We start from the raw sequence: 26,401 nt of genomic DNA, 5'->3' as shown, positions 1-26,401 counted from the left end.
CACTGGACGAGGGTTTACGGCGGTTTTTGCTAACTATTACCAATAAGAATCTGTTATATTATCAGCCTCAAAACGATTCTTTTCTGACAAAATCAATCAATAATTCAACAAATTCATCAGGATGAGAAATAAAAGGCGCATGGGCGGCATGACGCATCATCGCTGACACTGAACGCAGCCATTTCTCATCAAGAATACTGATCACTTTTCTTGGCACCAAACCATCCAGATAACCGTAAATCCGCAGGAACGGTATGGAAAGTTCAGCCAAAGGTTCCCTTAAATCTTCAGTGCGCAAAATCTCCAAACCAACATTAAGCACTTCAACAGAAGGCATCGGCTGCGCCAATACAACGGATTTCAGTAACCGCGCATCCTGACGGGCGCTGTCAGTGCCTAATGTCTGTAAAGCAAGGAAACGCTCCACTGTGCGCTGGAAATCTTCACTAAGCTGATGCTCGAAACCGCTCAAAACCTCAGGTTTAATCCCCGGCCAGTCACCTTCTGCACTGAAATGTGGTGAAGACGCCACAGTAATTAATCCGGCAACCTTATCCTGATGGTCAAGCGCAATCCGGCTGGCAACCAGCCCACCTAACGACCAACCCAGCCACAACGCATTTTCAGGCGCATACCGCCAGACTTCATCCGCCATCTCATCAAGGCTCATCGGACCGTATTTCTGGCTGCGGCCATAGCCCGGTAAATCCACCAGATGTAAACGAAAATGCGGAGCGCATCGCATTTCAATGGAACGCCAAACTTCCGCATTCAACCCCCATCCGTGCAGCAACACAAGATCACGCGAATCTCCCGCAGAAGTCTGCCAAAACAGATCAGCCATTGTTATTCTCAACTTTATTTGCCATCAAGGAAGAAGCCTATGCTAACAATGGTTGGGTACTGTTGGCTATGCCATCAACCCCTTTGGTTTCCACATCACGGAATATGCAGCTTTTGCAGCAAGCAGCTGAAACGTCTGACAAATATGTGCCCTCGTTGTGCACTGCCCTCAGAATTAACTTCACTGCCTTGTGGACGCTGTATCAAGAAACCCCCGCTATGGGAACATATGATCGCGATTACCGATTATCGCCCACCATTGAGCGGCCTGATTCGCCGCTATAAATATCACAGCACGCCACAACTCGCCTCAGTTCTGGCGCGTCTGTTTCTGCTGCACTGGCAACAAGGCTATCGTGATGGACGATGGTATAAACCCAATATTCTGCTCAGTGTGCCACTGCATCGGCACAGGCGCTGGAAACGGGGATTTGATCAAGGTGTATTAATCGCAAAGCAACTATCAGAATGGCTACAATGCGATTATCAGCAAAGCATTCTGCAACGGACGCGTGCTACACTACCGCAAAGAAATTTATCAGCGGCACGTCGTAAAACTAATCTTAGGAAAGCGTTCCGGCTTTGTGGCTCCGTCATAGGACAACATATAGCCATAATTGATGATGTAATTACCACCGGAGCGACGATGACCGAAATTTCCCGTTTGTTAATTCGTGCTGGCGCCCGCTCAGTGCAGGTCTGGGCGATTTGCCGAACCTTGTAGTCAAGATGAGAATGGGCGTATTATAACCAACTAAAGCAGTCAACTATTGAGCAAATGATATGATTAATATTACTGAAGCAGCGCAAGCTCATTTTGCCAAATTACTGGCAAACCAAGAACCTGGCACTCAAATCCGCGTATTTGTCATCAATCCGGGTACACCTACCGCAGAATGCGGTGTGTCTTACTGCCCGCCTGACGCCGTTGAAGCAACAGATACCGAGCTGAAATTTGAGAAACTGTCAGCTTACGTTGACGAGCTGAGTGCGCCGTTCCTTGAAGAAGCAGAAATCGATTTTGTCACTGATCAGTTAGGCTCTCAACTAACACTAAAAGCCCCTAACGCCAAAATGCGCAAAGTTTCTGATGATTCTCCACTGATTGAACGGGTGGAATATGTCTTACAATCACAAATTAACCCACAATTAGCGGGCCACGGTGGCCGCGTCAGCCTAATGGAAATCACTGATGAGGGCTTTGCTATCCTTCAGTTCGGCGGCGGTTGCAATGGTTGTTCAATGGTTGATGTCACCCTGAAAGAAGGGATTGAAAAAGAGTTGTTGAACATGTTCCCGGAATTAAAAGGTGTCAGAGACTTGACTGAACATCAACGCGGTGAACACTCTTATTACTGACAACTGACTTTCCCGTTCGGATAACCGTCGGGAAAATGTCACTACAATAATAATCTAATGGGATAATCTCTAAGTTCTAAGAGCAATTCAGAATACATATGGAACATTTTCAAACAATCAGCCCTGAGCAGGCTTATCAACATTGGCTAGATAAATCCGCCATTATGGTGGATATCCGCGATCCACAAAGTTTCCGGGGCGGCCATGCATCTGGGGCCTTTCATTTAACCAATGACACATTAAATGAATTCATGTTGCAGACCCATTTCGAGCAACCTGTCATGGTCATGTGTTACCACGGTCACAGCAGCCAGAGCGCCGCTCAGTATTTACTGAACATGGGTTTTGAAGCAGTTTACAGCATTAATGGCGGCTTTGAAGCCTGGCAGAGAGACTATCCTCAAGCTGTTGATTCCTTATTACATAATCCGGCATAACAACACCTCATGATCCACGTAATCGCTATTTCAAACCCGCGTCTGGCACAAGCTTTTATTGATTATATGGCAACCCATCAAGTACATCTGACTATGCGTCCGGGTCACGATGGGCAGCACGTAGAACTGTGGCTGGAAGATGACACTAAACTCACCATCGTTCAACAAGAGCTTGAACAATTTACCCGTGATCCGCTGAACGAACGTTACCAGACGGCCAGCTGGCAATCCGGCGATGTGAATCACTCATTGAAATACCATAACAACCTGAATTGGCAATATTTGAGTCGTCAGGCTGGCCCGCTGACAATGACAGTTCTGATCCTGAATATCGCCGTTTATCTCTGGATGCAATTCTCCGGGGATTATCAGGTTATGTCCTGGCTAGCCTGGCCTGACAACAGTCAACATCTGGAGCTATGGCGTTGGGTTACTCATGGTTTACTGCATTTTTCACTATTGCATATCATCTTTAATCTGATGTGGTGGTGGTATCTTGGCGGACAAACAGAAAAGCGCCTTGGTACAGGAAAACTGTTTGTTATCACTATCGTTTCCGCTGTTTTCAGTGGCTGGGGACAATCATTATTCAGTGGCTCTCATTTTGGCGGTCTTTCCGGTGTTGTTTACGCTTTAATTAGTTATGTCTGGTTAACCGGTGAACGTGCACCTGAGCGCGGCATTGGCGTCCCCCGCGGTTTGATGGCTTTTTCGATCCTCTGGCTGATTATTGGCTACTTCGACACATTTGGACTCGCTATTGCCAACGCGGCCCATTTTTCCGGTTTAATTATCGGCTTACTGATGGCGCTGTGGGATAACCGTCATACCTTCAAAAATAACACTCACAACCGGCATTTTTAAGAACATTAGGGGACTATCGTGAAGCAAACTCAACGGCATGATGCAATAGTTGAGCTGGTACGTCTTCAGGGCTATGTCAGTACTGAAGAGTTGGTTGAACACTTTAATGTCAGCCCCCAGACTATCCGCCGTGATTTGAACGACCTGGCAGACAAAAACAAAATACAGCGACATCACGGCGGTGCCGCATTGCCATCAAGTTCAGTCAATACCGCTTATAATGACCGCAAAAGCATGTGGTCAGAAGAAAAAGCCCGTATTGCCCAACGTGTTGCCAGCCATATCCCGGACGGCGCAACACTGTTTATTGATATCGGCACGACACCGGAAGCCGTCGCTCACGCACTGCTAAACCATAAAAATCTGCGGATTGTCACTAACAACCTCAACGTAGCTACCCTATTGATGACAAAGGAAGACTTCCGTTTAATCCTTGCGGGTGGGGAGATTCGTACCCGTGATGGGGGGATTATCGGTGAAGCTACACTGGATTTTATCTCCCAGTTTCGGCTCGATTACGGCATTCTCGGCATCAGTGGTATCGATATGGATGGCTCACTACTGGAGTTTGATTACCATGAAGTACGCATTAAACGCGCAATTATCGAAAATTCCCGTTGCGTCATGCTGGTGACGGACCATTCTAAATTTGGTCGCAACGCTATGGTCAATCTGGGTAACATGAATCTCATTGACTACTTATTTACTGACCAACTTCCCCCGTCAGACATCCAAAAAGTGATTGAACAACATAACGTTCAGCTCGAGATCTGCTGATAATTTTCTCTCTATTTGGGGATAGCGCTATCCCCAACATCCCCTTCTCGTTCCACGTCACCCCAGCTTTATCACATTCTAATTAATACCATGTGAATTATATGATAATAATAATATTTGTTACCTATATCACGCGAGCATGTTTTTTCTAAGTAAATAGTTGGCTATTTATGGATTTCTGATTACAATTATGAGCGAAAACGAACATTAAAGAACTGTTTCGAACATTTTAGGGGGATGCATGGAAACTAAAGACTTGATTGTAATCGGTGGCGGGATCAACGGCGCCGGTATCGCGGCAGATGCCGCTGGCCGGGGACTCTCTGTTCTGCTGCTGGAAGCGCAAGACTTAGCCAAAGCCACTTCATCCGCCAGCTCAAAACTGATCCACGGTGGCCTGCGCTATCTGGAACATTATGAGTTCCGTCTGGTCAGCGAAGCGCTGGCAGAACGTGAAGTTTTATTAAATCTCGCACCACACATCGCTTTCCCAATGCGTTTTCGTCTGCCGCACCAGCCGCACCTGCGCCCGGCATGGATGATCCGCATTGGCTTGTTCCTTTATGACAATTTAGGCAAACGCGTCAGCCTGCCGAGCAGTAAAGGGCTAAAATTCGGTACTCATTCCGTTCTGAAACCAGAATTAGTCCGCGGCTTTGAATATTCCGACTGCTGGGTTGATGACGCTCGTTTAGTTGTCCTTAACGCTCAGGAAGTCAAAAAACACGGTGGAGAAGTCCGTACCCGAACAAAAGTTACCCGTGCATGGCGTGAACAAGATGGCTGGATGGTTGAAGCCGAAGATCTGCGGACAGGTAAAACCCATACCTGGCGTGCAAAAGGTCTGGTTAACGCCACCGGTCCTTGGGTTAAAGAATTCTTTGACGATGGCCTGAAACTGAAATCACCTTATGGGATTCGCCTGATCAAAGGCAGCCATATTGTGGTGCCAAGAGTGCATGATGAGCCGCAGGCTTATATTCTGCAAAACGAAGATAATCGTATTGTATTTGTGATTCCCTGGATGGATGAATTCTCCATTATCGGAACAACTGATGTGGAATATAACGGCGATCCAAAAGAGGTAAAGATTGACGATCAAGAGATAAACTATCTATTGGAAGTCTATAACAACCACTTTAAGAAGCAAATTAGCCGTGAAGATATCGTCTGGACCTATTCCGGTGTACGTCCACTGTGTGATGACGAATCTGATTCACCTCAGGCGATTACCCGTGACTACACTCTTGATATTCATGATGAGCAGGGTAAAGCGCCATTGCTGTCTATATTCGGCGGTAAATTGACCACTTACCGTAAGCTGGCAGAACACGCAATGGAGAAAATGATTCAATACTATCCAAATGCCGGAGAAGCCTGGACTAAAAATGGTCAATTACCGGGTGGTAACCTTGAAGGCTGCGATCGCGACGGTTACGCCCGCTTACTGCGTAAACGCTACAACTGGTTACCGGAAGGCGTTGCTGTGCGCTATGCCCGTACTTATGGCAACAATAGTGAACTGATTCTGCAAAGTGCTAACAATCTGGCGGATCTCGGTGAATCCTTCGGCCAAGGTCTTTATGAAGCTGAACTTCGTTACCTGGTTAACAATGAGTGGGTTGTTGAACTGGATGATGCAATTTGGCGCCGTACCAAATTGGGTATGTGGCTGAATGAAGAGCAGAAACAGCGCATTGCAGTATGGCTAGCAGAGAATGCGAAACCACACACCGAGATTTGATTTTTCTTCATAAGAAATCATTGCTCTTTCAGTTTAGAAAATACGATTACCGCGAGAAAGTTTTTAACATTCTTGCGGTTTTTTATTGGATCTTTGCTCAAATTATCTACCCTCCTTAAACGCTATAATATGATCCGTGAACAGATATTTTCTATATTTGAAATATCTGTTATTAGAATTATCTTAATTGCAAAAATTTTTTCTTTATATTGACATCTAATAGCGACCTCATAGCAATTATTGCCATTCCTCGCGCAAACTATTTTTATATTCCAATCCATCCGATCTTTTATCCCTTCATAAACCAAAAGCACTATTATTCTGCTCTGAAATATTAGCATCAAGATAAGCACCTATTGCTCCAGAAGGAGAATTTCCCTTCTGGAACAGACCATTAGAAGTTTGGACGTTGAAAGTGCCATTAAACATTAACCCAATCCACCGCCTCACGGGTCAGACGACCAATTTCCTGCCAATTATGACTATCCACCAGCGCTTTACTCACCATCCATGAACCGCCACACGCCACAATACGCGGTACTGCAAGATAATCACGAACATTCTTCAGCCCGATACCTCCGGTAGGCATAATCTGGAGTTCAGTATAAGGTGCCAATATCGCTTTAATCATCGGCAAACCACCGGAAGGTTCTGCCGGGAAGAATTTTAACAGTTGCAGCCCCAATTCCATTGCCCCTTCAATAGCACTTGGGTTATTCACACCCGGAATAATGGGAATATTCAGTTCCTGACAGGCTTTGACAGTATTTGGATTAAAACCCGGAGAAACAATAAAAGTCGCTCCTGCTTCTTTGGCAGCAACCACTTGCTCACGATTCAGAACGGTTCCTGCGCCAATCAGCATATCCGGCCGAGCTTCTTTTAGCAGACGAATCGCTTCTGCTGCTGCCGCAGAACGGAAAGTAATTTCTGCTACCGGCAAGCCATTGTCAGCCAGCGCGTTACCCAGCGGAATAATGTCTTCCGCACGATCAACCGCAATCACAGGAACAATTTTTAGCTGGCGTAGCTGCTCAATCATTTGTTTCATCGTTTTTTCTCCTGCCCTTAAAAGAAGCTGTCGGTTATCGTTTTGGTGGCGCTGATTGGAATAATCGCCCCTTTATGCTGAATAACGATACCCGCAAGACCATGCCCCATTTTTATCGCTTGTTGTACTGAGCAATCTGTCAGATATCCAGCCAGAAACCCGGCGTTAAAAGCATCTCCCGCAGCCGTGGTATCGACCACTTTAACAACCGGATCGGTTGGGATCTGCTCAATCGGCGTACCTTGCACCAAATTCTGATAATAGCAACCGGCTGCACCCACTTTAACAATAGCTTCTTTAACCCCTGACCGTTTGAGGCGAGTCATGATTTCTGTCACTGATTTATCACCCCACAAATTGCCTTCATCATCATCTGTCACCAGAGCCAGTGCAGTGAAAGAGAGCAATTTCTGATAACAGGCTTGGGTTTCTGCCACATTTTCCCATAATGCCGGACGGTAATTACTGTCAAAAAATATTGTTTTTCCTTGTGCAGCCAGTTCAGCTAACAGATTCAGTAATATTTCACGATCATCAGCAGGCAAAATAGCCAGGCTGATGCCACTGAGATAAATAGCATCCATCTGCTGCAACGATTGAATAACAGAAAAGAAATCAGGATGGCGAACCATATAACGAGCGGCGGAATCATTACGCCAGTACAGAAAAGTGCGTTCTCCCTGCTCATCAAGCTGAATCAGATACAACCCTGGCTGATGAGCCGGATCACGCAACACCAGATGCGTATGGATACCCTCATCTTGCCAATGTTTGATCATGCCTTCGCTGAGTGAGTCCATTCCCAGCGCAGTAACAAAATTCACAGCAATCTTTTGCTGGCTTGCCCGTGCTAAGTAAACCGCACTATTCAGCGCATCACCACCAAAAGTCTGATGCATAGTGCCAAAAGGCGCACCATTAAGCTCAATCATACATTCACCAAGAAATGCAATCCGCTTCATTGGTTTTCTCCCGGCAAAGCAAAATAACGGCGGGCGTTATTAAAGCAAATATCCTCAACCATCTTTTCCTCCAAAGGGTACTCCCGCCGACATAAGGCGGGAGGGGAATTTAGACGGGCTCGAAAAACCCGAAGAATCATCAGCCACGCTGATGCTGAATATACTGTTTAACCCCTTCCAACGGCGCATCACCGCACGAACCCGCAAAATTTGTATTTTTGCATTGAAATTAACCGGATATTCCGTAGGATAGCGAACAAAATGACGACATACTGAATGCCCATGCTCATCCTGAAAGCCTACAAATTCAGACTCGAACCTACAGTAGCACAGTCGCAGCGTTTGCGGCAGTTGTGCGGTTGTGCCCGTTTTATCTGGAATTACGGGCTTGCCGAAACGCAACGCATTCTGGGCTCGGGTGGCAGGCTCCCTTCAGCCTTTGAGCTGAACCGGATGCTCACCGGATGGAAAAAAATGCCGGAGCATGCCTTCTTACAGGCCGCCTACACCGATAATCTTCAGCAGAAGCTTAAAGACTTACACGGCGCCTGGCAGCGCTGTTTTGATAAAACACTGGCGGCAAAAGCGCCTGTATTTAAAAGGAAAAATGACGGTCGTGATTCGGTCCGTTTTGTTAACTTTGAAAAATATTGTCGGCTTGAGAGCCGACGTGTCAAGCTCCCGGCGGGTCTTGGCTGGATGAAGTTCAGGCCGTCACGGGATGTCAGCGGGAAAATCAAAAATGCGACCCTCAGCCAGCAGGCAGGTCACTGGTTCATCTCATTGCAGGTGGAAATTGATGTCCCGGCGCCGCAGCATCAATCCACCTCAATCGTGGGGCTGGATGCAGGCGTGGCCAAACTAGCCACACTCTCAGACGGCACCATTTTCGAGCCGGTTACCCGTTTTAAAACCCGTCAGCGCCAACTGGCGAGGCTCCAGCGCCATCTAAGCCGAAAAGTGAAGTTCAGCGCTAACTGGCAGAAACAGAAACGAAAAATTCAGCGCCTGCACGCGCATATTGCCAATATTCGCCGCGACTATCTTCACAAGACCACCACGACAATCAGCAAAAACCACGCGATGATAGTGATTGAGGATTTGAAAGTGAAAAATATGTCGAAATCAGCGGCAGGCACGCTGGCGCTGCCTGGACGGAACGTGAGGGCTAAATCCAGTTTAAACCGCTCTATATTGGATCAGGGCTGGTACGAAATGCGTCGTCAGCTTGAGTACAAACAACGCTGGCGCGGAGGTCAAGTGTTAGCCGTCCCGCCGGCCTATACCAGCCAGCGGTGCGCCTGCTGTGGTTATACAGCGAAAGCAAACCGCCGGTCACAAAGCCAATTCGTCTGTCAGGAATGCGGATATACCGCGAACGCCGATATAAATGGCGCTCGTAACATCTTAGCGGCAGGGCATGCCGTGCTGGCCTGTGGAGGGAGGGTGCAGTCAGGCCGCCCGTTGAAGCAGGAACCGGACACTGAGCGATCAGCAGTCACCCACTAACGGGGATCCCCCTCCTGAGTCACAAAGTGCGAAGGTGGGGGAGGATGTCAATTATAGTGATCCCCTTTTTCCTGTTCCCCCGTTCAGAATACTGCCGCCGCCTGACGAGCGCCGCAATCTAGTAATCGCTGGTAAGCTTCAGTCACTGCCCGGACAAAATGCGGATTGCCTGACAATGGGTTGCCAAAAACAGCCAACAATGCAGGTACCACATCAGCAGATAACCCATATTGCTGGTAAATAGATTTAAATTGATCCACCAGTGGATCGCACACATCAATCCATTTGTCTTGCTCATCTTTACCGCTGACATAACGCATCCAACCGGCGATACCTAAAGCCAAGTGAGGATAATCGCTGCCATTGGTCAGGTGATAAGTCACAGAGTCCAACATACGCTGTGGTAATTTCTGGCTGCCATCCATTGCTATCTGCCAAGTCTGGTGTTTAAGGCTGGGATTACTGAAACGCTCAATCAACAAATGGGCATATTGGGAAAGATCTGTTCCTATCGGCATCGTCAGAGTGGGTGCTTGTTCTTGCAACATCAGATCCAAAACGGCTTGCCGGTAATCGGGATTAACCATCGTATCAGCAATATGTGCATACCCTCCCAAATAGCCCAGATAAGCCAAAAATGAGTGACTACCGTTCAGCATCCGTAATTTCATGGTTTCAAAAGGCACAACATCTTTAACGAATTGAGCCCCTGCTAAATCCCAATTTGGGCGGCCATTGGCAAAATTATCTTCAATCACCCACTGACGGAAAGGTTCACAGGTGATTGCACAGGGATCATATACACCTAACTGTTCGGCAATCTCCCCCAACGATTCTGATGTCGCGGCAGGAACAATGCGGTCAACCATTGTACATGGGAAAGTCACATTCAATTCAATCCACTGTGCCAGTTTTTCATCACGCAAACGGGCAAAACCCACCACCGCTTCACGGGCAACATTGCCATTCTCTCTAACATTGTCGCAGGACATCACCGTCAGCGGCGGTAAACCACGTTCATAACGCAGGCGAAGCGCTTCAACAATATAGCCAATAGCGGATGTTGGTGCGGTTGGGTTGGCTAAATCTTGTTGAATCAACGCATTATTTTCATCCAGCTTACCGCTGGCTATATCGGTACAATAACCTTTTTCAGTGATTGTCAGAGAGATAATCGCAACCTGCGGCTGTGCCATGGTTTCCAGAATACCTTGCTGACCAACAAACTCAGGATGCAAAGCATCAACCATAGAACCAATAATTTTCAGCTCAGTTTTTTTTGCCCCTTTTTCCGCAATGGTACACAAGCAATCCTGATCTTTAAGTTGCTGAATCAACGTATGGCCGGAGAATAAACTGACTTCACAAATTCCCCAATCACTGTTTGTTTTTTCCAGCATATGATGCGTAAAAACTGCCTGATGTGCCCGATGAAACGCGCCACACCCCAGATGAACAATACGGGCAACCAACCTTTTACGATCATAGGAAGGGCAAGAAATAGCAGAGTTGATTTTGCAATTGGCTATATTGCGAATCATGGAACAATTCCTTTTTAAAACGCAAATTACCTGAATAATTAGTAATTCAGTAACATCTTAGGCAACCACAGACTCAGCTGTGGCATAAAAGTCACCAGCATCAAGGCGATAATCAAAGCGCAGTACATTGGCACCAGCGGTTTCAAGACCTGATTAATGCTGACCTCACCAATGGAACAGCCAACAAATAGCGCACTCCCTACCGGCGGCGTACAGATACCAATAGCCAAATTGAAAGTCATAATGATGCCGAAGTGTACCGGATCAACCCCCATATTCTGCGCCACAGGCAGAAAAATCGGCGTAAAGATCAGAATCGCCGGGGTCATATCCATAAAGGTTCCAACCAGCAACAGAATGATATTAATGACCAGCAGAATAACCAGCGGATTTTCTGAAACTACCATCAATGCATCAGCAATTAGATAGGGCAGATCAGCATTTGCCATTGCCCAAGACATTCCCATTGATGCACCAATCAGCAACAGAACAATGGAAGTGGTCACAGCAGAATCCAAAATGATTTTTGGCAGTTTGGTGATACTGACTTCACGATAAATCAGGACTGCCAGTACAAAGCTGTACAACACTGCAATCGCGGAAGCTTCTGTCGCGGTAAAAATACCGGCAATGATACCGCCCATAATAACCACAATCAGCATCAGAGAAGGCAATGCGCGAACCAAAGTGATAAAAAACTCGTTCCACGTGGGCCTTGGTGAGACTGGATAGCCACGGCGTTTAGCAATAATTGCCGCCACTATCATCAGAGATACCCCCATCAGAATGCCAGGAATATAACCAGCGAGAAACAGGGCGGCAATGGATGTACCACCAGAAACCAGTGAATAAACAATCAAGGTATTACTGGGCGGGATCAACAAACCAGCAGGACAGGAAGCAATGTTGACAGCGGCAGAATACTCCGGTTCATAACCCTCTTTTTTCTGCATTGGCGCCATCGTTCCGCCGACTGCCGCAGCAGATGCCACCGCAGAACCCGAAATCGCACCGAAAAACATATTCGCCATAATATTGACGTGAACCAGTGAACCGGGCAAGCGACCACCAATAACTTTTGCCAGATTAATCAACCGGGTAGCAATTCCCCCCTGATTCATAATATTTCCCGCCAAAATAAAGAACGGAATAGCCAGTAAAGAGAAGTTATCAACACCCGCAGCCATACGTTGAGCGACAACAGTAATAGCCGCTTCCATTGGTAGCGTCATCATAATGGCCAGTAATGATGACAAACTAATCGCAAAGGATACCGGGACACCCAGTGCCAGTAATACCGCGAAACTACCAAACAAAGCTAAAACAACTTGCCAATCCATAAGCTCATCCCCTTCTGTCTTGTCTGGTGATTTCAATAATTTTCTGAAACGGTGGTATCTTTGCCTGAAAAATTCTGAATAAGAGCAACGCTATCTACCAGTGCATAGAAGATTATCAGAACACCACTGATTGGCAGACATAAGTAGACATATCCCATCTGTAGCCCCAACGCGGGAGTGATTTGCCCAGTTTCAAGCGTCGAGATAGCCAACACCGATCCGCCATACACCAGCACCACGGAAGCAAACAGAGCAATCGCGGTCTGTACAACTAGACCCACAATATTTTTACCTACCCCCTTAAGTTTCATCGCTAACAGGTCGATAGCTAAGTGGCGGTGTTGGCCTGTGGTATATGCCGCGCCAATCATGGCGACCCACATAAACAGATAACGGGCGAACTCATCCGTTACCGTACTCGGTGTACCAAGCACATAGCGGGAAACGACTTGCCATGTAACACAAAACACCAAAAAAGTGGAAAGGCAGATTGTAAAAAATGCCAAACCTTTATTGATGCAATCCACCAAGCTTTTCATGGAACTTATCCTTTTATTGATCTTAACGGAATTGACCTTAACGGATTCCTTTGGTCAACCAGATAATAGGAAACTGCCTGACCAAAATAAGTAAAGAGAACCTTACGTCACCGGGATTATAAGATCCAGGTCAAAAAAACATCCAGTGAGCGGGATCACAAACTGATTGGTTGACCAAAAAACCCGGTTATTTTGGGATCTTGGTCAACCAAATGGTTTTTACTTTTTGACGAAAGCCAAAGTAGCGCTTATGGTTTGGCCGTCAGTTCAGTTGTGCCCGTAACCTATTTACAGCAATTGGAGAACGAACAATGAACCATTCTAAGCGTGTTTTATGTACTGTCATCGGCGCGATGTTCGCCTTAGGAGCATCACAAGTCATGGCAGCGACAACATTAAAACTCAGTCATAACCATAACCGCGATCACGCAGTACACAAGGCAATGACTCAGTTTGCTAATGAAGTTCGCCAAAAAACAAATGGTGATGTTCGTATTCGGATCTATCCGGATGCACAATTGGGCAATCAGCGGGAATCGATGGAGCTGATGCAAAATGGGGCGCTGGATTTGGTCAAATCTAACGCAGCGGAATTGGAAGCGTTTACGCCTGCCTATTCCGCTTTTAATTTACCTTATCTGTTCCGTGATAAAGCACACTACGAAAAAATCAAAAACGGAGAGATAGGTAAAGAGATCCTCGCTTCCAGCAAAAACAGCGGGTTTGTCGGTATAACCTATTATGAAGCCGGTGCACGTAGCTTTTACGCCAAAAAGCCGATTCGCACTCCTGCGGATTTAAAAGGCATGAAAATCCGTGTACAACCTAGTCCAACCGCCATTTCAATGGTGAAAAACTTGGGCGGCAACCCAACACCGCTAGCTTACGGCGAACTGTATACCGCCCTGCAACAGGGTGTAGTGGATGCCGCGGAGAACAATATTCCCTCTTTCAACCTGAGCCGTCACAGTGAAGTTGCAAGGTATTTCTCACTGGATAAACACACTATGGTGCCGGATGTCCTGGTGATTTCTAATAAATCACTAAATAAACTGTCATCAGCACAACAAAAAATCCTCATGGATGCGGCAGCCAACTCTTCCAAATATATGACGAAATTATGGGAAAAGTCAGAAGAGAAAGAGCGCCAGAACGCAGAAAAAATTGGGGTCAAGTTTGTTGATGTTGATAAAAAATCATTTGAAGAAGCGGTCAAGCCTATGTACGACGATATCAAGAAAACTGATCCGATGCTTTACCGCATGGTAGAACGCATTCGCGCAGTAAGATAATTATCCTCGGTGAAGGTCAAATGGCCTTCACCCTTAAGCGGCGTTTTTGGTTGACCAATTTCTGTTTTTGACTATGATCTATGCAATACAATAATAATTATCATAATGGTAGTGATGTAATGAAGCATTTACTTGAGCCAAAACGCCCTTACCAAGAAGTCGGCGTTTCATTAAGGCAGATGATTGCCAACCAGCAATATCGTATCGGGGATCGTTTACCACCAGAACGAGAACTTGCTGATTTATTAGGGGTTTCTAGAACCGTTGTCCGTGAAGCCTTAATCATGCTCGAACTGGAAAACCTGATTGAAGTTCGCAAAGGTTCCGGGGTTTATATTATCAACCTCCCTCACTTGTCGTCGTCTTCATGCTCAGTCAACGCGGCAGGGCCTTTTGAACTGTTACAGGCTCGCCAATTGCTGGAAAGTAATATTGCTGAATTCGCCGCAATGCAAGTCACACCCAACGACATTGCGAATATGCGCCGGGCATTGAAAAGAGAGTCGGAAGATTTGGCTGCCGGTGAAGATGAATCCGGTGACAGAGAATTCCATCTGGCAATTGCGGAAGCAACACATAACAGCATGTTAGTTGAACTGCTTAAACAATCCTGGGCATGGCGGGAAAATAATCCCATGTGGCTGAAACTCCATAGCCGAATCACCGACAAAGATTACCGTAAAGAATGGTTGCATGATCATCAGATCATTTTTGCCGCCATGATCAAGAAAGATCCGGCGGCAGCCAAACAGGCAATGTGGCAACACCTGGAGAATGTGAAATTACGTTTGCTGGAATTGTCTGATATTGATGATCCCTATTTCGATGGTTATCTGTTTAACTCATATCCCTTTGAAATAGCAAAGAAGCGTAATTAATTCAGCAAGATAATTTACAAATAAGTTTTTATATCCAGTTATTCTGGTGGCTGTTTTTCATTCTGAATTTATGCAAAGGTAAATAACAATGGAACAAACCTGGCGTTGGTTCGGCCCAAATGATCCTGTTTCCTTAGATGATATCTGTCAGGCTGGTGCAACGGGTATCGTCACCGCATTACACCATATTCCTAACGGACAAGTTTGGCACAAAGATGAAATCTTGGCTCATAAAGCCCTAATCGAAAATAAAGGGCTTATCTGGTCAGTTGTTGAAAGTGTGCCTGTTCATGAAGAAATTAAAACTCAGACAGGTCACTACCAGCAATGGATTGATAACTACAAAACTTCGCTGAAAAATCTGGCTGAATGCGGCATAGACACCATTTGTTATAACTTCATGCCGGTGCTGGACTGGACACGTACTGATCTTGAGTATTTACTCCCTAATGGCTCTAAAGCCCTGCGTTTTGATCAAATTGCCTTTGCCGCATTTGAGATCCATATCCTCAAACGCCCTGATGCAAAAGCCGATTACACCATTGAAGAACAAGCGCAGGCAAAAATCTATTACGACAATATGTCTGATGCTGATATTGATAAACTCACTGCTAATATCATTGCCGGTCTACCGGGTGCCGAAGAGGGCTACACACTGGAAGAGTTTCAGGCGCAATTGGATCGCTACAAAGATATTAGCCGCGATAAACTGCGTGAGCATCTGGCTTATTTCCTGCACCAGATTGTTCCTGTGTGTGAAGAACAGGGTTTACGTCTGGCAATTCACCCGGATGATCCACCTCGCCCTATTCTGGGCTTACCACGTATCATTTCCACTATTGAAGATATTGAATGGCTGACAACCATTGAACCAAGCCCGGCTAACGGTATCACGATGTGCACCGGCTCCTACGGCGTTCGTGGTGATAATGATCTGATTGAGATGATTCAACGCTACGGCAACCGGATCTATTTTACTCACCTTCGTTCTACCCAACGGGAAGAAAACAGTAAAACTTTTCATGAAGCCGCTCATCTAGCAGGTGATGTAGATATGTATAGTGTGGTTATGGAAATCCTGCGTGAAGAATATCGCCGCAAAGCAGCCGGTGATAACCGTTTAATCCCAATGCGTCCTGATCACGGCCACCAAATGATTGATGACCTGAAAAAACAGACGAACCCCGGTTATTCCTGTATTGGCCGATTAAAAGGTTTGGCAGAATTTCGCGGGCTGGAATTAGGTTTAAAACGGACGTTTTTTGAGAAAAAATAATAACTGCCTATCCCATTAGGTTATTTCATTTGCCATTCTTTAGTAATAATAGCGATCACTGAGCAGGGCCCAAATTCTTCATGTACTGTTACTGCATGTACGTTTTGAATTTTGTACGCTATCTGTGTTCACTATTTATCCATAAGAATGGCCTGCACTAAATTATATCTACTGAGATAGGCTATAAGTTTGAGTAATTAACACTATTTATTAGTAACCCTAAAAAGGGTTACTTTTTATATTTATTTACATCAAGGTTATTATCAGGTTATTGAAATAAGATCTTACTTTACTATTTTAATTATTTTTCTAACGGCAGAAAACAAAAAACTCTCAGCAAGTTTTCTGTTTTCCAATAAGTAGTAACAAGTTATACCAATTTATTTTTAGCAAAAATCGCATAGCCTCTAGTTTTTAATGCAGTATGATCTTTACGGGATATATGCTGGTTACGAGTCGTTCTCAACCCACCCTTCTTCCATTCTGGCCATTGTTCAACTATTTTACTCGCTTCGCTTAAATAAGAAAAGAACTCTTCTCTATTAGTCATTTTTTTAACTCCTTCATTAAATCATCCACGTTAGCTGCTGATTCGGTCTCTTTTTCTATATAAGATAATGATAGCATCCTCATTCTAAGCCTTCCATCTTTTCTATGCCATTTAACAACCTTACCATTCTTATCTTTTCTTTTTATTTTATATCCTATCCCTAGATTTATTGAGAACAAGTTAAAGAAACAGCGAGGCCCAACTCCCACGAATGGCTCAAAAATCACTTTATTATCAGAAACCTCTTCTTCAGAAGTCGCAATAGAATCAGGATGAAAATCAAAAGCCTTACTTTTAGGATAAGGTTCAATATATACAACTCTCCTTATACCACTGGCAACAATATGCTTTGCGCAGTTATGACAAGGAAATGTAGTACAATATAATATCCCATTATGAGTATTAGTATTACTTCTTGCACATGTCAAAATTGCTTCCATTTCAGCATGTACAACCCTTCCATATTCGGTAATATCTTTTATCTTACTTTTTAGAAGATGTTTTTTGAATTCCTCTTTTTGTTCATCTCCGACATCTTTAAGTATATCTTCAATAATTAATCTTTTCTCCTTAGCGTTTGAATCTTCACCTATTTTATAATCTCTACTATTTTTGGTATCTTCAATTATATCTCCTATATAATCAGGCCAATATAATCCTCCCCCAAATTGTGGTACATCATTAGCTCCAGTTGAGATGATATTTTTATCTTTTGTTAATACAGCACCAACCTGACGGGAAAGATCTCCTGATCGTAGCGAAGCAGAAAAAGCCATGAACATAGCGTATTCATCAAAAGTTGGTGTAACATATGGATTACCAAAAATAAGATCTAATATTCTCCATATATTATTATCAGTCTTATTTTTATTTCCATCATAACTTATAAAGAAGTCAGATAGCTCATAAGTATCTCTGGTCTGCTGCCCCCACTTATTCCCCTCATTAGAATCACGATTAATTAACTCTCTGGCTTTCACCTCATCAATATATTTGTCGACAGTAAGGTTTCTTAATCTTTGGGATTCACTCGTATATACACCTATCAGGAAAAATCCATTTGCATAAATATCCCTTAATGCATTTACTTCATCCGGGTGTTTGAGAGAATTTATAATATACGCACTCCTGACAGATGGTCTTGGTAGAGAATATATCTTTTCTCTTCTTTTATTTATTTCTGCCACCGCCGCTAATGCCAATATAGAGTTATCTTGACTAGCCTCTCTTAAATAATTTCCCTCTGACATTAAACAACTTATTTTTTCATAATTATCCATTGTTGATGGAACATCTCTTAACACTGAAATTATCTCAGAGGATATTCTTACTTCCTGTGTTTCATATCTGAACGCATTAAGCTTCTGTGTTATCGAATTTTTAATTATTTCCAGATCTGTTCCTACAGCACCAACCAACCCAATAACGACCTCAGAATCAAAATCACAAGGCATCTGATTATTTCCCGATGGATATATTTTATTGATATTAATCATATTAAAAATTTCTGCCTATTATTGCTTTACTTTATTTATCAAAAATAATGATGAATTAACAGGTAACTATATCTATAAAAAATGGATGTTCACATTAGAATAAATATAATTTCGTGACTAAATAAAAATCTATTTTCACTATATCTTATATATCCCAGATTAAGATATTTTTTCAATATCAGGTTGGATAAATAGGAATCAATATCACATAACTCATCCTCCATAATAAATTTATATTCATTTTATTGTGATCAAGATTAAACTCTGTTCCTCACTTGTTCATCCGCCACTCCTTCCGCGTTAATAATTCGGTTTTCTAAGTACAATTCACAAAAGTGTTTTTCCAATCATTCAATTACAACACCATATTACTGAATCTATTTATAAATACATCTGACCAAAACATATCTTCTATCCAATCAAAAATATCGTAGCCATGTAAAAAAGGCAGAACATAAATACTACAGTTCTGCCAGAGAAACGTTTTACTTAACTCCTATTTTTTATTTACAAAAATATCCATTACTTAACCCGGACAAACCCTATCTTCCAACAACGTGAATCATTGACATAAAGATGAGGTTCATTCGTATCAGAGTCCAATTCAAAATCAATAATCAGCTCTGTAGCCTGGGAAAAATAACTATTCCCGTAAACCCACCGTAAGACTTCTTTTTTTCCAGACAATACAACTGCATCAATATAAAGCTTATTACCGGAGGCTTCAATAGTAAGCATTGCTTCTGTTTCGTGACTATAATAGCGTCCTGACAATCGCTGAATATCAATATCACCTTTACCGATCATCTTTTTCAAATAAAAAACATTGCCATTCTCGTCAATCTGCTCCAATGCGATAACATCATTATTTTCAATGATGGGTCTGAACCGAAATTCTCCCCTCTTCTCTTGGAATGTGCCATCAAAGTTGAAAATAATCGGATTACCCTTTTCGAATAAATTACCTAATAAATAGCAATCCTCCCTGGTAATAATATAGGGATAGGGATCTACCCCTTTAAACATACCGGTGATATCAATATCACCGGTATAACAAGGCTGTTTTTCTGGTTCCGTCATATTAGAATTGAACAATACATCAAAACCCTGCTCAATCAATTGAGTAACATCAATATTTGTCGCAGCGGTAATGACAATACCTAATTTGACATCAGGAAAGATGCAAAGATAGGATTTAAAGCCACCATAAGAGCCGCCGTGTCGTATTATCTTTTGCCCTTCACGTTGGCCGATAAAAAAACCGTAAGCATAATTATTACGATTACCATTGGTTAAATCTGGCGTGCGGAATAAATAAGGCAACAAATCCTGTACAATAGATGGCGAATAAAATGCTTTTATCCAACGACACAAATCATTTACCGTAGAACGCAGGCCAGCACTACCGACCGTTGAATCGTTATGGTCATCTCTTTTCCAGCGATTCGTCCCCTCGTTATAAGAATAGCCTATCGCCCGGTCAGTGATAATCTCGGTGACATCATCATAAAAAGACGTATTATTCATCTTTAATGGGATAAAAATATTTTCTTTCGCGTACTCTCTCAATGACTTACCTGAAACCACTTTAATTATCTCTGCCAGCAAATTATAGCCCGTGTTGCTATACAGATGGTATTCCCCCGGAGTAAAGTTAAGGGCTCGTTGCCGTTGAATCAGTTTTCTCAATAACTCCATACTTCGGTGATCAAAGTCTGCGTTTTTACCTGCCAAGCCATAAGGGACATATTTATCCCGTAATCCACTGGTATGATGAATAAAATGTGCAATGGTAATATCAGAGAAATCGGCAGGGAAATAATCCACATATTTCCCAACCTTATCATTAACAGAAATCTTTCCTTCTTTCTCCAACAAAGCAATACAAAAAGCGGTGAATTGTTTTGAAACACTCGCCAAATAGAATTTAGTTCCGGGATGTACCGCGACCGCGTGTTCAATGCTGGCTTTCCCGATATAACGTTCATAAATGGTTTTATTGCCGTGAGTGACAGCAACAGCGAGGGCACCACCATTCTTTTTATTTTCAATGTCAATTAAATTATTTATTTTCCTGATAAACAACTTAATATTACTTTCAGATATATCTAATTCCATTATTAATTCCCCTATTTCAGATTATATAAACAGGTACATACAGGTATTTTGGTAGACAATATCTTTATAATCGCAATAGAATCCACACTATCCTGCCAGATAAACGCTATTTTCAGCCATACAAATTAAACTGCGACGAATTCTACCTTCCAGCAACGGCTATCGTTGAGAAAAAGACGAGGTTTATTCGTTTCAGGCTCCAACTCAAAATCAATAATAAGCTCGGTGCTAGGAGAAAAATAACTATTGCCGTAAACCCGACGTAAGACCTCTTTACTTTTAGGAGAAATGATCGCATCAATATAAAATTCATTACCAGAAGCCATGACAGTAAGAATCGCTTCTGTTTCGTGATTATAATAACGCCCTAACAGTAGCTGAATATCGACACCACCATCATCAATCATCTTATCTAAATAAAAAACACTGCCATCTTCATTAATCTGTTCCAACGCAGTAACACTGTCATTTTCAATAATAGGCCTAAACCGGATTTTCCCTCCCTCTTCTTGGAATGTACCATCAGCGTTAAAGATAATCGGATTACCTTTTTCGAATAAATTACCTAATAAATAGCAATCTTCTTTGGTAATAATATAAGGGTAAGGTTCTATTCCTCTGAATATACCAGTAATATCAATATTACTGGTCCGGCAAGGCTGTTTTTCTGGTTTAGTATCGTCAAAATTAAACAATACATCAATACACTGTTGTATAAATTGAAAGGCATTAGTATGCGTTGCAGAGGTCACAACAATACCTAATTTAGCGTCAGGCAAAATACCAACTTCTGATTTGAAACCACTATAACTACCACCGTGTCGTATTATCTTTTGCCCTTCACGTTGGTCAATAATAAAACCGTAAGCATAATTATTACTATTGCCACTGGTTAAATCTGGCATACGGGATAACTGAGGTAATAGATCCTGAACAATGGATGGAGAATAAAACGCTCTCATCCAGCGACATAAATCATTCACCGTAGAATGAAGCCCTGAACCCCCTACCACTGCATCATTAAGATCATCTCTTTTCCACTGGTTCAAATTCTCGTCATAAGCGTAGCCCATTGCCCGATCAACGATAATCCCGGTAACATCATCATAGAAAAAGGTATCTTTCATCTGTAATGGGGTGAAAACTTTTTCTTCTGCATATTCTCTCAGCGATTTACCTGAAACCACTTGGACTATTTCCGCCAGCAAATTATAGCCCGTGTTACTATACAGAAAATATTCCCCGGGAGTAAAATTAAGCGCTTGTTGCCGTTGAGCTAGTTTCCTCACCAACTCAATACGGCGATGATCAAAATCTGTATTTTTACCCGCCAAACTATAAAGCAAAAACTCATCCCGTAACCCGCTGGTATGATGAATAAGATGCGCAATGGTAATATCAGCGAAACCAGCAGGGAAATAATCTAAATATTGTCCTACTTTATCATTGACACAGAGCTTTCCTTCTTTTTCCAACAAGGCAATACAAAAAGCCGTGAATTGTTTTGAAGTACTCGCCAAATAGAATTTCGTTCTGGGATGTACAGCAACAGAATATTCAATGCTGGCTTTGCCAATATAGCGTTCATAAATGGTTTTATTTCCATGGGTAACAGCAACAGCAAGGGCCCCACCCTTTTTCTTATTTTCAATATCAACCAGTTCGTTTATTTTCTTAAGAAGCAAGTTAATATTATTTGTAGATATATTCGATTCCATTATTAATTTCCTTATTTTAAGGTTATACAAACAAGGTATATAAATGCAGTCTGGTAGATAATATATCGACACTATCCTGCCATAAAAACACCATTCTCAGTTGCTATTTTATTTGTAACAACACCAATTAAATCGGGACAAACTCTATCTTCCAGCAACGTGAATTACTAATAAAAAGGTGAGGTTTATTTGTGTTAGAGTCTAATTCAAAATCAATAATGAATTCAGTGCGAGGAGAAAAATAACTATTCCCGTAAATCCGCCGTAAGACTTCCTTTCCCCCAGGATAGATAATTCCATCAATATATATTCCATCGCCAGAAGCTGCGATAGTAAGAATCGCCTCTGTTTCGTGACTATAATAGCTCCCTAATAACCTCTGAATATCGATACCACCTTCATCAATCTTCTTATCTAAATAAAAAGTATTTCTATCTTCATCAGTCTGTTCCAGTGCTATCACACGATCATTTTTAATGATAGGTCGGAATCGGTCTGTTCCTCCCTCCCCTTGGAATGTACCATCATGGTTAAAGATAATCGGGTTACTTTTTTTCAATAAATCATCCAATAAATATGAATCTTCTTTGGTAATAATATAAGGATAGGGTTTCACCCCTCTAAAAATACCGGTAATATCGACATTACTGGTCCGACAAGGCTGCTTTTCTGGTTTAGTACCGCCAGGATTAAACAATACATCAAGACATTGAGCAACCAGTTTAACAACATCAATACCCATTGCAGTAGTAGTAGCAATACCCAATTTAATATCAGGCAACATGTAAATATTAATTCTGAAACCAACGTAGTTACCACTATGTTGTATTATTTTTTGTCCTTCACGTTGGTCAATAATAAGACCGTAGGCATAATTGCTAATATTGCCATTGGCTAAATGTGGCGTACGGGATATTTGAGGCAGTAGATCCTGAACAATAGATGGCGAATAAAACGCTCTAATCCAGCGACATAAATCATTCACTGTAGAATAAACTGCTCCTGCACCGGCCACCGAATCGTTGAGGTCATCTCTTATCCATTGGTTCGACTCCTCTTTATAAGCATAACCCATCGCCCGATCAACGATAATCTCGGAGGCATCATCACAGATACGGGTATCTTTCATCTTTAATGGGGCAAAAACATTTTCTTCAGCATATTCTCTCAGTGATTTACCTGAAACCACCTTGACTATTTCCCCCAGCAGATTATAGCCAGTGTTGCAATACAGATGGTATTCCCCCGGAGTAAAGTTAAGCACTTGCTGCCGTTGAATTAGCTTTCTTGCTAAATCAATATTCCGGTGGTCAAAGTTTGTATTTTTACCCGCCAGATTATAAAGCAAAAGCTCATCCCGTAACCCACTGATATGGTGGATAAGATGTGCAATGGTAATGTCAGAGAAATCTGTGGGTAAATAATCCAAATATTGTCTAACCTTATCATTGACACAGAGCTTTCCCTCTTTTTCCAACAAAACAATGCAAAAAGCCGTAAATTGTTTTGAAGCACTTGCCAAATAGAATTTAGTTCCAGAATGAGCAGCGACTGCATGTTGAAGGCTAGCTTGCCCAATATAGCGCTGATAAATTGTTTCATTTCCGTGGGTGACAGCAACCGCGAGGGCACCACCCTTTTTCTTATTTTCAATATCAACTAATTTATTTATTTCATCGATAAACAATTTAATATTATCTGTAGATATATCCGGTTTCATCATTAATTCCTTTGTCTTAAAGTTATAAAAATAGAGCATATATAGGCAGTCTGTTAGATTACGGATGCGGTCAGTACTGTAAGACGGAAATAGGCAATATCCAAGCGACAATGATCATCATTTAATATATAAGGAGCAATATAAAGTGACTGAGGACGCTCATCCAGATCAATGAATTCATGGCGGGAATTATTTTAGAACTGATAATGAAATAAAGAATATGGCTGTTACCGGGCTAATTACCACCCGGCAACACCGCTTTATTCAGTGGAAAGAGGTATTTTCTTTGTACGAAAGACCAATATAAGTCCTGACAAGATAGCGACCATGCCCAATAAACTTAACGCTGGTAATGAATTTCCCAAAAATAAATAATCCATTACGGCGGTAACACCAGGAACGAGATAAAACAGACTGGTTACATTCACCAAATTACCACTCTGAATAAGCCGGTAAAGTAATAGTTGAGCGACAACTGAAATAACTAACCCAAGCCATAATAATGAAATAATAAAACCAGGCACCAGTTGAAATTCAAAAGGCTGGAAAGGAACAAACAGCAAGCAAAGCAGTAAGCTAACACTATATTGTAGAGGTAAAACCACAGAAGGAGCTTGATGAATTCGTTTCTGTAAAATTGCGCCAGAACTCATACAAGCCAATGCTGCTAAAGCAAAAGCAATACCCGCAAAGGAAAACCGGGACAACACCAGGCTTTGATACACCACCAATATCAAGCCCAATAACGCTAATAATAAACCCGATAAACGCACAACCGAAAAACGGCGTTCGATCACCAGCAGTGTGATAATCGGTTGAATTCCCATCACTGTCGCCAAAACCCCAGGCGTGATCCCGTTATCCAAAGCAAAAAAATAACAAATAGAATAGCCGCCAATTAATAAAACACCGGTACTGGCTATCTGTTTGCGTGTGCCGTGTACCGGCAGATAATGGCTATTACGCCTAAATAATAATCCCAAAAATACCAAAAAAATAAGCGCAATAGCAAAACGCATCGTGAGAATGGCAAATGCGGTACTGTGATCAAGTCCCCATCGAGAAAAAATCGCACCACTACTCCACAATAAGACAAAAAGCAAAGTCGAGCTATAAGAGATCCATTGAGCTTTAGAAATCATAGGAATTTACACCTATCTTACATTTAACGTACCCAAAACAACGCAGCCAGCCAAATCTGGCAACACTTGAATGTAAACCCTCTCTCAAAGACGGGCATATTACACAGTTATGGATAATAACGGAGGAGGTGGAGAAGCAGGAGGAGAAATGAAAGCAAAACGCATGCACACATATGCTTCGGCTAATACTAACCTGACAGGTGAAATCTGTGTGCATGCGGGTAATAGCATAGTCTTCATCTTCTAACACTTACATTAGTCATTTCTAAATGTAGACGAATATTCCACTATGGTCAAATAGCTGTGAAAAATTTTTAACGTCATGAACACACCTATGTCCACCAAATAAGATCACCATTTTGCTGTAATCCCATAAAACAGGTCACAAGTAAACGCCGTTCCGGTGAAAAGATAGCATTACCATTCAGTACCGCATGGACTAAATTCCCATTCAGCAATACCAAATCCCCCGCATCAATATTAATCACCATACTTGCATGATCTTCCAATAATTCAGATGGATATGGATAACCGCTGTAAGTTAAACCAAGGGCACTACGTGATTGTTCATCAGGCTGAATATTCCATACTTTTAATTGTCCCCCATTTTGGGGAACGTCAGCGTAAAAATTTACCGCCATGACACAATTAACTTGTTTGATCTCAAAATCACTCTGGCGTGGATCACTCAACGGTGCAAGATCATCATGAGGTAATAAAAGGAATTCACCAAAGTTATTCCAATACACCAGTTTTACATTTCCCGCAGCAACACCATGATACATGGCAGGACGAATTACCTGCGAGCTATTACCGCTAAAATGAGTTATTTGCTTAATGAAATGATCCATTGGATTGATTGTGTCCTGAAACATCTCATTAATTGCCGAACGAAAATTCTCGGCTTCTTCTATATATTGACGGGTATCTTTTTCAATATGAGATGCCCCAATAAAATACCCCTCAACACCATCAATACCCTCGCCGTAACGGGGGATGCGATCTGGAGAACGCCAAAAATTCTCAACTATTTTCTTTCTCTGTTCTGGTGGAAGAAAATGACGAATTCGACAAGCCGCAAGGTGACCATCCAAAAGGTCAGAAACCGCATCCGTTGATATATCGTTCGACGTTTCGTATACAATAAATTCTGATTCTGCCAGCTTTGTTCCTCTAATACCGGATCTTTCTTGCATCATAACAGACCCCCAATAGTAAATTCGTCGTGCTATCTATCAAACCTGT

24 protein-coding genes and 1 pseudogene are annotated in these 26,401 nt (G+C 42.6%); 10 read left to right on the top strand and 15 right to left on the bottom strand.

Features of this window, described 5'->3' with window-relative positions; genetic code table 11:
• Positions 1-67: 67 nt before the first annotated feature.
• Positions 68-844 carry a pimeloyl-ACP methyl ester esterase BioH gene (gene bioH, locus LGZ99_RS15365; RefSeq protein WP_023044404.1) on the bottom strand — a complete coding sequence of 259 codons (777 nt, stop codon included), beginning with the start codon at positions 842-844 and terminating at the stop codon, positions 68-70.
• Between the two features lie 39 nt (positions 845-883).
• Here bioH and gntX point away from each other — a divergent pair, with 39 nt between their 5' ends.
• From gntX to glpD, 6 genes are all read left to right on the top strand, one after another.
• A complete protein-coding gene (gntX, locus tag LGZ99_RS15360; protein ID WP_036839607.1) occupies positions 884-1,567 on the top strand; it encodes a DNA utilization protein GntX in 684 nt (227 codons plus the stop codon).
• 59 nt (positions 1,568-1,626) lie between these two features.
• Positions 1,627-2,202, top strand: a complete 576-nt coding sequence (nfuA, locus tag LGZ99_RS15355; RefSeq protein WP_021323379.1) for a Fe-S biogenesis protein NfuA — start codon at positions 1,627-1,629, stop codon at positions 2,200-2,202.
• A 98-nt stretch (positions 2,203-2,300) separates the two neighbouring features.
• Positions 2,301-2,639: a thiosulfate sulfurtransferase GlpE gene (gene glpE, locus LGZ99_RS15350; RefSeq protein WP_021323380.1), complete on the top strand. Its 339-nt coding sequence runs from the start codon at positions 2,301-2,303 to the stop codon at positions 2,637-2,639.
• 9 nt (positions 2,640-2,648) lie between these two features.
• Entirely contained in the window at positions 2,649-3,503 is an 855-nt protein-coding gene (glpG, locus tag LGZ99_RS15345) for a rhomboid family intramembrane serine protease GlpG (protein ID WP_262979290.1), read from the top strand.
• An 18-nt stretch (positions 3,504-3,521) separates the two neighbouring features.
• Entirely contained in the window at positions 3,522-4,280 is a 759-nt protein-coding gene (locus tag LGZ99_RS15340) for a DeoR/GlpR family transcriptional regulator (RefSeq protein ID WP_021323382.1), read from the top strand.
• Between the two features lie 241 nt (positions 4,281-4,521).
• Positions 4,522-6,024: a glycerol-3-phosphate dehydrogenase gene (glpD, locus tag LGZ99_RS15335; protein WP_036839610.1), complete on the top strand. Its 1,503-nt coding sequence runs from the start codon at positions 4,522-4,524 to the stop codon at positions 6,022-6,024.
• Between the two features lie 297 nt (positions 6,025-6,321).
• Here glpD and LGZ99_RS15330 read toward each other — a convergent pair whose 3' ends face one another.
• The 4 genes and pseudogenes from LGZ99_RS15330 to LGZ99_RS15315 form a co-directional block, all read right to left on the bottom strand.
• Positions 6,322-6,453 (bottom strand): hypothetical protein, encoded by a 132-nt coding sequence (locus LGZ99_RS15330; protein ID WP_262979289.1) that lies wholly within the window; start codon positions 6,451-6,453, stop codon positions 6,322-6,324.
• Entirely contained in the window at positions 6,446-7,075 is a 630-nt protein-coding gene (locus LGZ99_RS15325) for a bifunctional 4-hydroxy-2-oxoglutarate aldolase/2-dehydro-3-deoxy-phosphogluconate aldolase (RefSeq protein ID WP_036839613.1), read from the bottom strand. The genes LGZ99_RS15330 and LGZ99_RS15325 overlap by 8 nt, the downstream gene beginning before the upstream one ends.
• Before the next feature lie 17 nt (positions 7,076-7,092).
• On the bottom strand, positions 7,093-8,037 hold the full coding sequence (locus LGZ99_RS15320; protein ID WP_036839614.1) for a sugar kinase: 945 nt from the start codon (positions 8,035-8,037) through the stop codon (positions 7,093-7,095).
• 139 nt (positions 8,038-8,176) lie between these two features.
• A pseudogene (locus LGZ99_RS15315) lies at positions 8,177-8,245 on the bottom strand (IS200/IS605 family transposase); the annotation flags it as partial.
• A 74-nt stretch (positions 8,246-8,319) separates the two neighbouring features.
• Here LGZ99_RS15315 and LGZ99_RS15310 point away from each other — a divergent pair.
• Positions 8,320-9,546: an RNA-guided endonuclease InsQ/TnpB family protein gene (locus LGZ99_RS15310; RefSeq protein WP_036839617.1), complete on the top strand. Its 1,227-nt coding sequence runs from the start codon at positions 8,320-8,322 to the stop codon at positions 9,544-9,546.
• 83 nt (positions 9,547-9,629) lie between these two features.
• Here the strand turns inward: LGZ99_RS15310 and LGZ99_RS15305 are convergent, their stop codons facing one another.
• Genes LGZ99_RS15305 through LGZ99_RS15295 form a run of 3 tightly spaced genes read right to left on the bottom strand, consistent with a single transcriptional unit; the run spans position 9,630 to position 12,966 of the window.
• Positions 9,630-11,087: a fructuronate reductase gene (locus LGZ99_RS15305; protein ID WP_036839619.1), complete on the bottom strand. Its 1,458-nt coding sequence runs from the start codon at positions 11,085-11,087 to the stop codon at positions 9,630-9,632.
• Positions 11,088-11,125: 38 nt separating this feature from the next.
• A complete protein-coding gene (locus LGZ99_RS15300; protein ID WP_036839621.1) occupies positions 11,126-12,427 on the bottom strand; it encodes a TRAP transporter large permease in 1,302 nt (433 codons plus the stop codon).
• 32 nt (positions 12,428-12,459) lie between these two features.
• The gene (locus LGZ99_RS15295; RefSeq protein ID WP_036839623.1) at positions 12,460-12,966 is read right to left on the bottom strand and encodes a TRAP transporter small permease; all 507 of its coding nucleotides are present in this window, start codon (positions 12,964-12,966) and stop codon (positions 12,460-12,462) included.
• Between the two features lie 311 nt (positions 12,967-13,277).
• On the opposite strand from LGZ99_RS15295, the gene LGZ99_RS15290 reads away from it, so the two are divergent.
• From LGZ99_RS15290 to uxuA, 3 genes are all read left to right on the top strand, one after another.
• Positions 13,278-14,258, top strand: a complete 981-nt coding sequence (locus tag LGZ99_RS15290) for a TRAP transporter substrate-binding protein (RefSeq protein ID WP_036839625.1) — start codon at positions 13,278-13,280, stop codon at positions 14,256-14,258.
• 119 nt (positions 14,259-14,377) lie between these two features.
• Complete coding sequence (locus LGZ99_RS15285) at positions 14,378-15,136, top strand: FCD domain-containing protein (RefSeq protein ID WP_036839627.1); 759 nt, start codon at positions 14,378-14,380, stop codon at positions 15,134-15,136.
• An 88-nt stretch (positions 15,137-15,224) separates the two neighbouring features.
• Positions 15,225-16,412, top strand: a complete 1,188-nt coding sequence (gene uxuA / locus LGZ99_RS15280) for a mannonate dehydratase (protein ID WP_021323392.1) — start codon at positions 15,225-15,227, stop codon at positions 16,410-16,412.
• A gap of 370 nt (positions 16,413-16,782) precedes the next feature.
• Here the strand turns inward: uxuA and LGZ99_RS15275 are convergent, their stop codons facing one another.
• The 7 genes from LGZ99_RS15275 to LGZ99_RS15245 form a co-directional block, all read right to left on the bottom strand.
• Positions 16,783-16,962 (bottom strand): hypothetical protein, encoded by a 180-nt coding sequence (locus tag LGZ99_RS15275; RefSeq protein WP_023045347.1) that lies wholly within the window; start codon positions 16,960-16,962, stop codon positions 16,783-16,785.
• Positions 16,959-18,458, bottom strand: a complete 1,500-nt coding sequence (locus tag LGZ99_RS15270) for an anti-phage dCTP deaminase (protein ID WP_036839629.1) — start codon at positions 18,456-18,458, stop codon at positions 16,959-16,961. The genes LGZ99_RS15275 and LGZ99_RS15270 overlap by 4 nt, the downstream gene beginning before the upstream one ends.
• A gap of 522 nt (positions 18,459-18,980) precedes the next feature.
• Complete coding sequence (locus tag LGZ99_RS15265) at positions 18,981-20,576, bottom strand: serine hydrolase domain-containing protein (protein WP_036839631.1); 1,596 nt, start codon at positions 20,574-20,576, stop codon at positions 18,981-18,983.
• Between the two features lie 125 nt (positions 20,577-20,701).
• Positions 20,702-22,294 carry a serine hydrolase domain-containing protein gene (locus LGZ99_RS15260; protein ID WP_036839633.1) on the bottom strand — a complete coding sequence of 531 codons (1,593 nt, stop codon included), beginning with the start codon at positions 22,292-22,294 and terminating at the stop codon, positions 20,702-20,704.
• Between the two features lie 127 nt (positions 22,295-22,421).
• Positions 22,422-24,017, bottom strand: a complete 1,596-nt coding sequence (locus LGZ99_RS15255) for a serine hydrolase domain-containing protein (protein WP_051769527.1) — start codon at positions 24,015-24,017, stop codon at positions 22,422-22,424.
• 257 nt (positions 24,018-24,274) lie between these two features.
• A complete protein-coding gene (locus LGZ99_RS15250; protein WP_036839636.1) occupies positions 24,275-25,156 on the bottom strand; it encodes a DMT family transporter in 882 nt (293 codons plus the stop codon).
• A gap of 332 nt (positions 25,157-25,488) precedes the next feature.
• The gene (locus tag LGZ99_RS15245; protein WP_200875292.1) at positions 25,489-26,355 is read right to left on the bottom strand and encodes a 2OG-Fe(II)-dependent halogenase WelO5 family protein; all 867 of its coding nucleotides are present in this window, start codon (positions 26,353-26,355) and stop codon (positions 25,489-25,491) included.
• Positions 26,356-26,401: the final 46 nt, after the last annotated feature.

Source organism: Photorhabdus temperata (assembly GCF_025384845.1).
GTDB classification, from domain to species: domain Bacteria; phylum Pseudomonadota; class Gammaproteobacteria; order Enterobacterales; family Enterobacteriaceae; genus Photorhabdus; species Photorhabdus temperata.
This window is presented reverse-complemented; position numbering and strand designations above follow the sequence as displayed.

Bases quoted from the DNA above. Each gene is read 5' to 3' on its own strand.
- bioH (WP_023044404.1), bottom strand. From the start codon at position 844: ATGGCTGATCTGTTTTGGCAGACTTCTGCGGGAGATTCGCGTGATCTT.
- gntX (WP_036839607.1), top strand. From the start codon at position 884: ATGCTAACAATGGTTGGGTACTGTTGGCTATGCCATCAACCCCTTTGG.
- nfuA (WP_021323379.1), top strand. From the start codon at position 1,627: ATGATTAATATTACTGAAGCAGCGCAAGCTCATTTTGCCAAATTACTG.
- glpE (WP_021323380.1), top strand. From the start codon at position 2,301: ATGGAACATTTTCAAACAATCAGCCCTGAGCAGGCTTATCAACATTGG.
- glpG (WP_262979290.1), top strand. From the start codon at position 2,649: ATGATCCACGTAATCGCTATTTCAAACCCGCGTCTGGCACAAGCTTTT.
- glpD (WP_036839610.1), top strand. From the start codon at position 4,522: ATGGAAACTAAAGACTTGATTGTAATCGGTGGCGGGATCAACGGCGCC.
- LGZ99_RS15330 (WP_262979289.1), bottom strand. From the start codon at position 6,453: ATGTTTAATGGCACTTTCAACGTCCAAACTTCTAATGGTCTGTTCCAG.
- LGZ99_RS15325 (WP_036839613.1), bottom strand. From the start codon at position 7,075: ATGAAACAAATGATTGAGCAGCTACGCCAGCTAAAAATTGTTCCTGTG.
- LGZ99_RS15320 (WP_036839614.1), bottom strand. From the start codon at position 8,037: ATGAAGCGGATTGCATTTCTTGGTGAATGTATGATTGAGCTTAATGGT.
- LGZ99_RS15310 (WP_036839617.1), top strand. From the start codon at position 8,320: ATGCTCATCCTGAAAGCCTACAAATTCAGACTCGAACCTACAGTAGCA.
- LGZ99_RS15305 (WP_036839619.1), bottom strand. From the start codon at position 11,087: ATGATTCGCAATATAGCCAATTGCAAAATCAACTCTGCTATTTCTTGC.
- LGZ99_RS15300 (WP_036839621.1), bottom strand. From the start codon at position 12,427: ATGGATTGGCAAGTTGTTTTAGCTTTGTTTGGTAGTTTCGCGGTATTA.
- LGZ99_RS15295 (WP_036839623.1), bottom strand. From the start codon at position 12,966: ATGAAAAGCTTGGTGGATTGCATCAATAAAGGTTTGGCATTTTTTACA.
- LGZ99_RS15290 (WP_036839625.1), top strand. From the start codon at position 13,278: ATGAACCATTCTAAGCGTGTTTTATGTACTGTCATCGGCGCGATGTTC.
- LGZ99_RS15285 (WP_036839627.1), top strand. From the start codon at position 14,378: ATGAAGCATTTACTTGAGCCAAAACGCCCTTACCAAGAAGTCGGCGTT.
- uxuA (WP_021323392.1), top strand. From the start codon at position 15,225: ATGGAACAAACCTGGCGTTGGTTCGGCCCAAATGATCCTGTTTCCTTA.
- LGZ99_RS15275 (WP_023045347.1), bottom strand. From the start codon at position 16,962: ATGACTAATAGAGAAGAGTTCTTTTCTTATTTAAGCGAAGCGAGTAAA.
- LGZ99_RS15270 (WP_036839629.1), bottom strand. From the start codon at position 18,458: ATGATTAATATCAATAAAATATATCCATCGGGAAATAATCAGATGCCT.
- LGZ99_RS15265 (WP_036839631.1), bottom strand. From the start codon at position 20,576: ATGGAATTAGATATATCTGAAAGTAATATTAAGTTGTTTATCAGGAAA.
- LGZ99_RS15260 (WP_036839633.1), bottom strand. From the start codon at position 22,294: ATGGAATCGAATATATCTACAAATAATATTAACTTGCTTCTTAAGAAA.
- LGZ99_RS15255 (WP_051769527.1), bottom strand. From the start codon at position 24,017: ATGATGAAACCGGATATATCTACAGATAATATTAAATTGTTTATCGAT.
- LGZ99_RS15250 (WP_036839636.1), bottom strand. From the start codon at position 25,156: ATGATTTCTAAAGCTCAATGGATCTCTTATAGCTCGACTTTGCTTTTT.
- LGZ99_RS15245 (WP_200875292.1), bottom strand. From the start codon at position 26,355: ATGATGCAAGAAAGATCCGGTATTAGAGGAACAAAGCTGGCAGAATCA.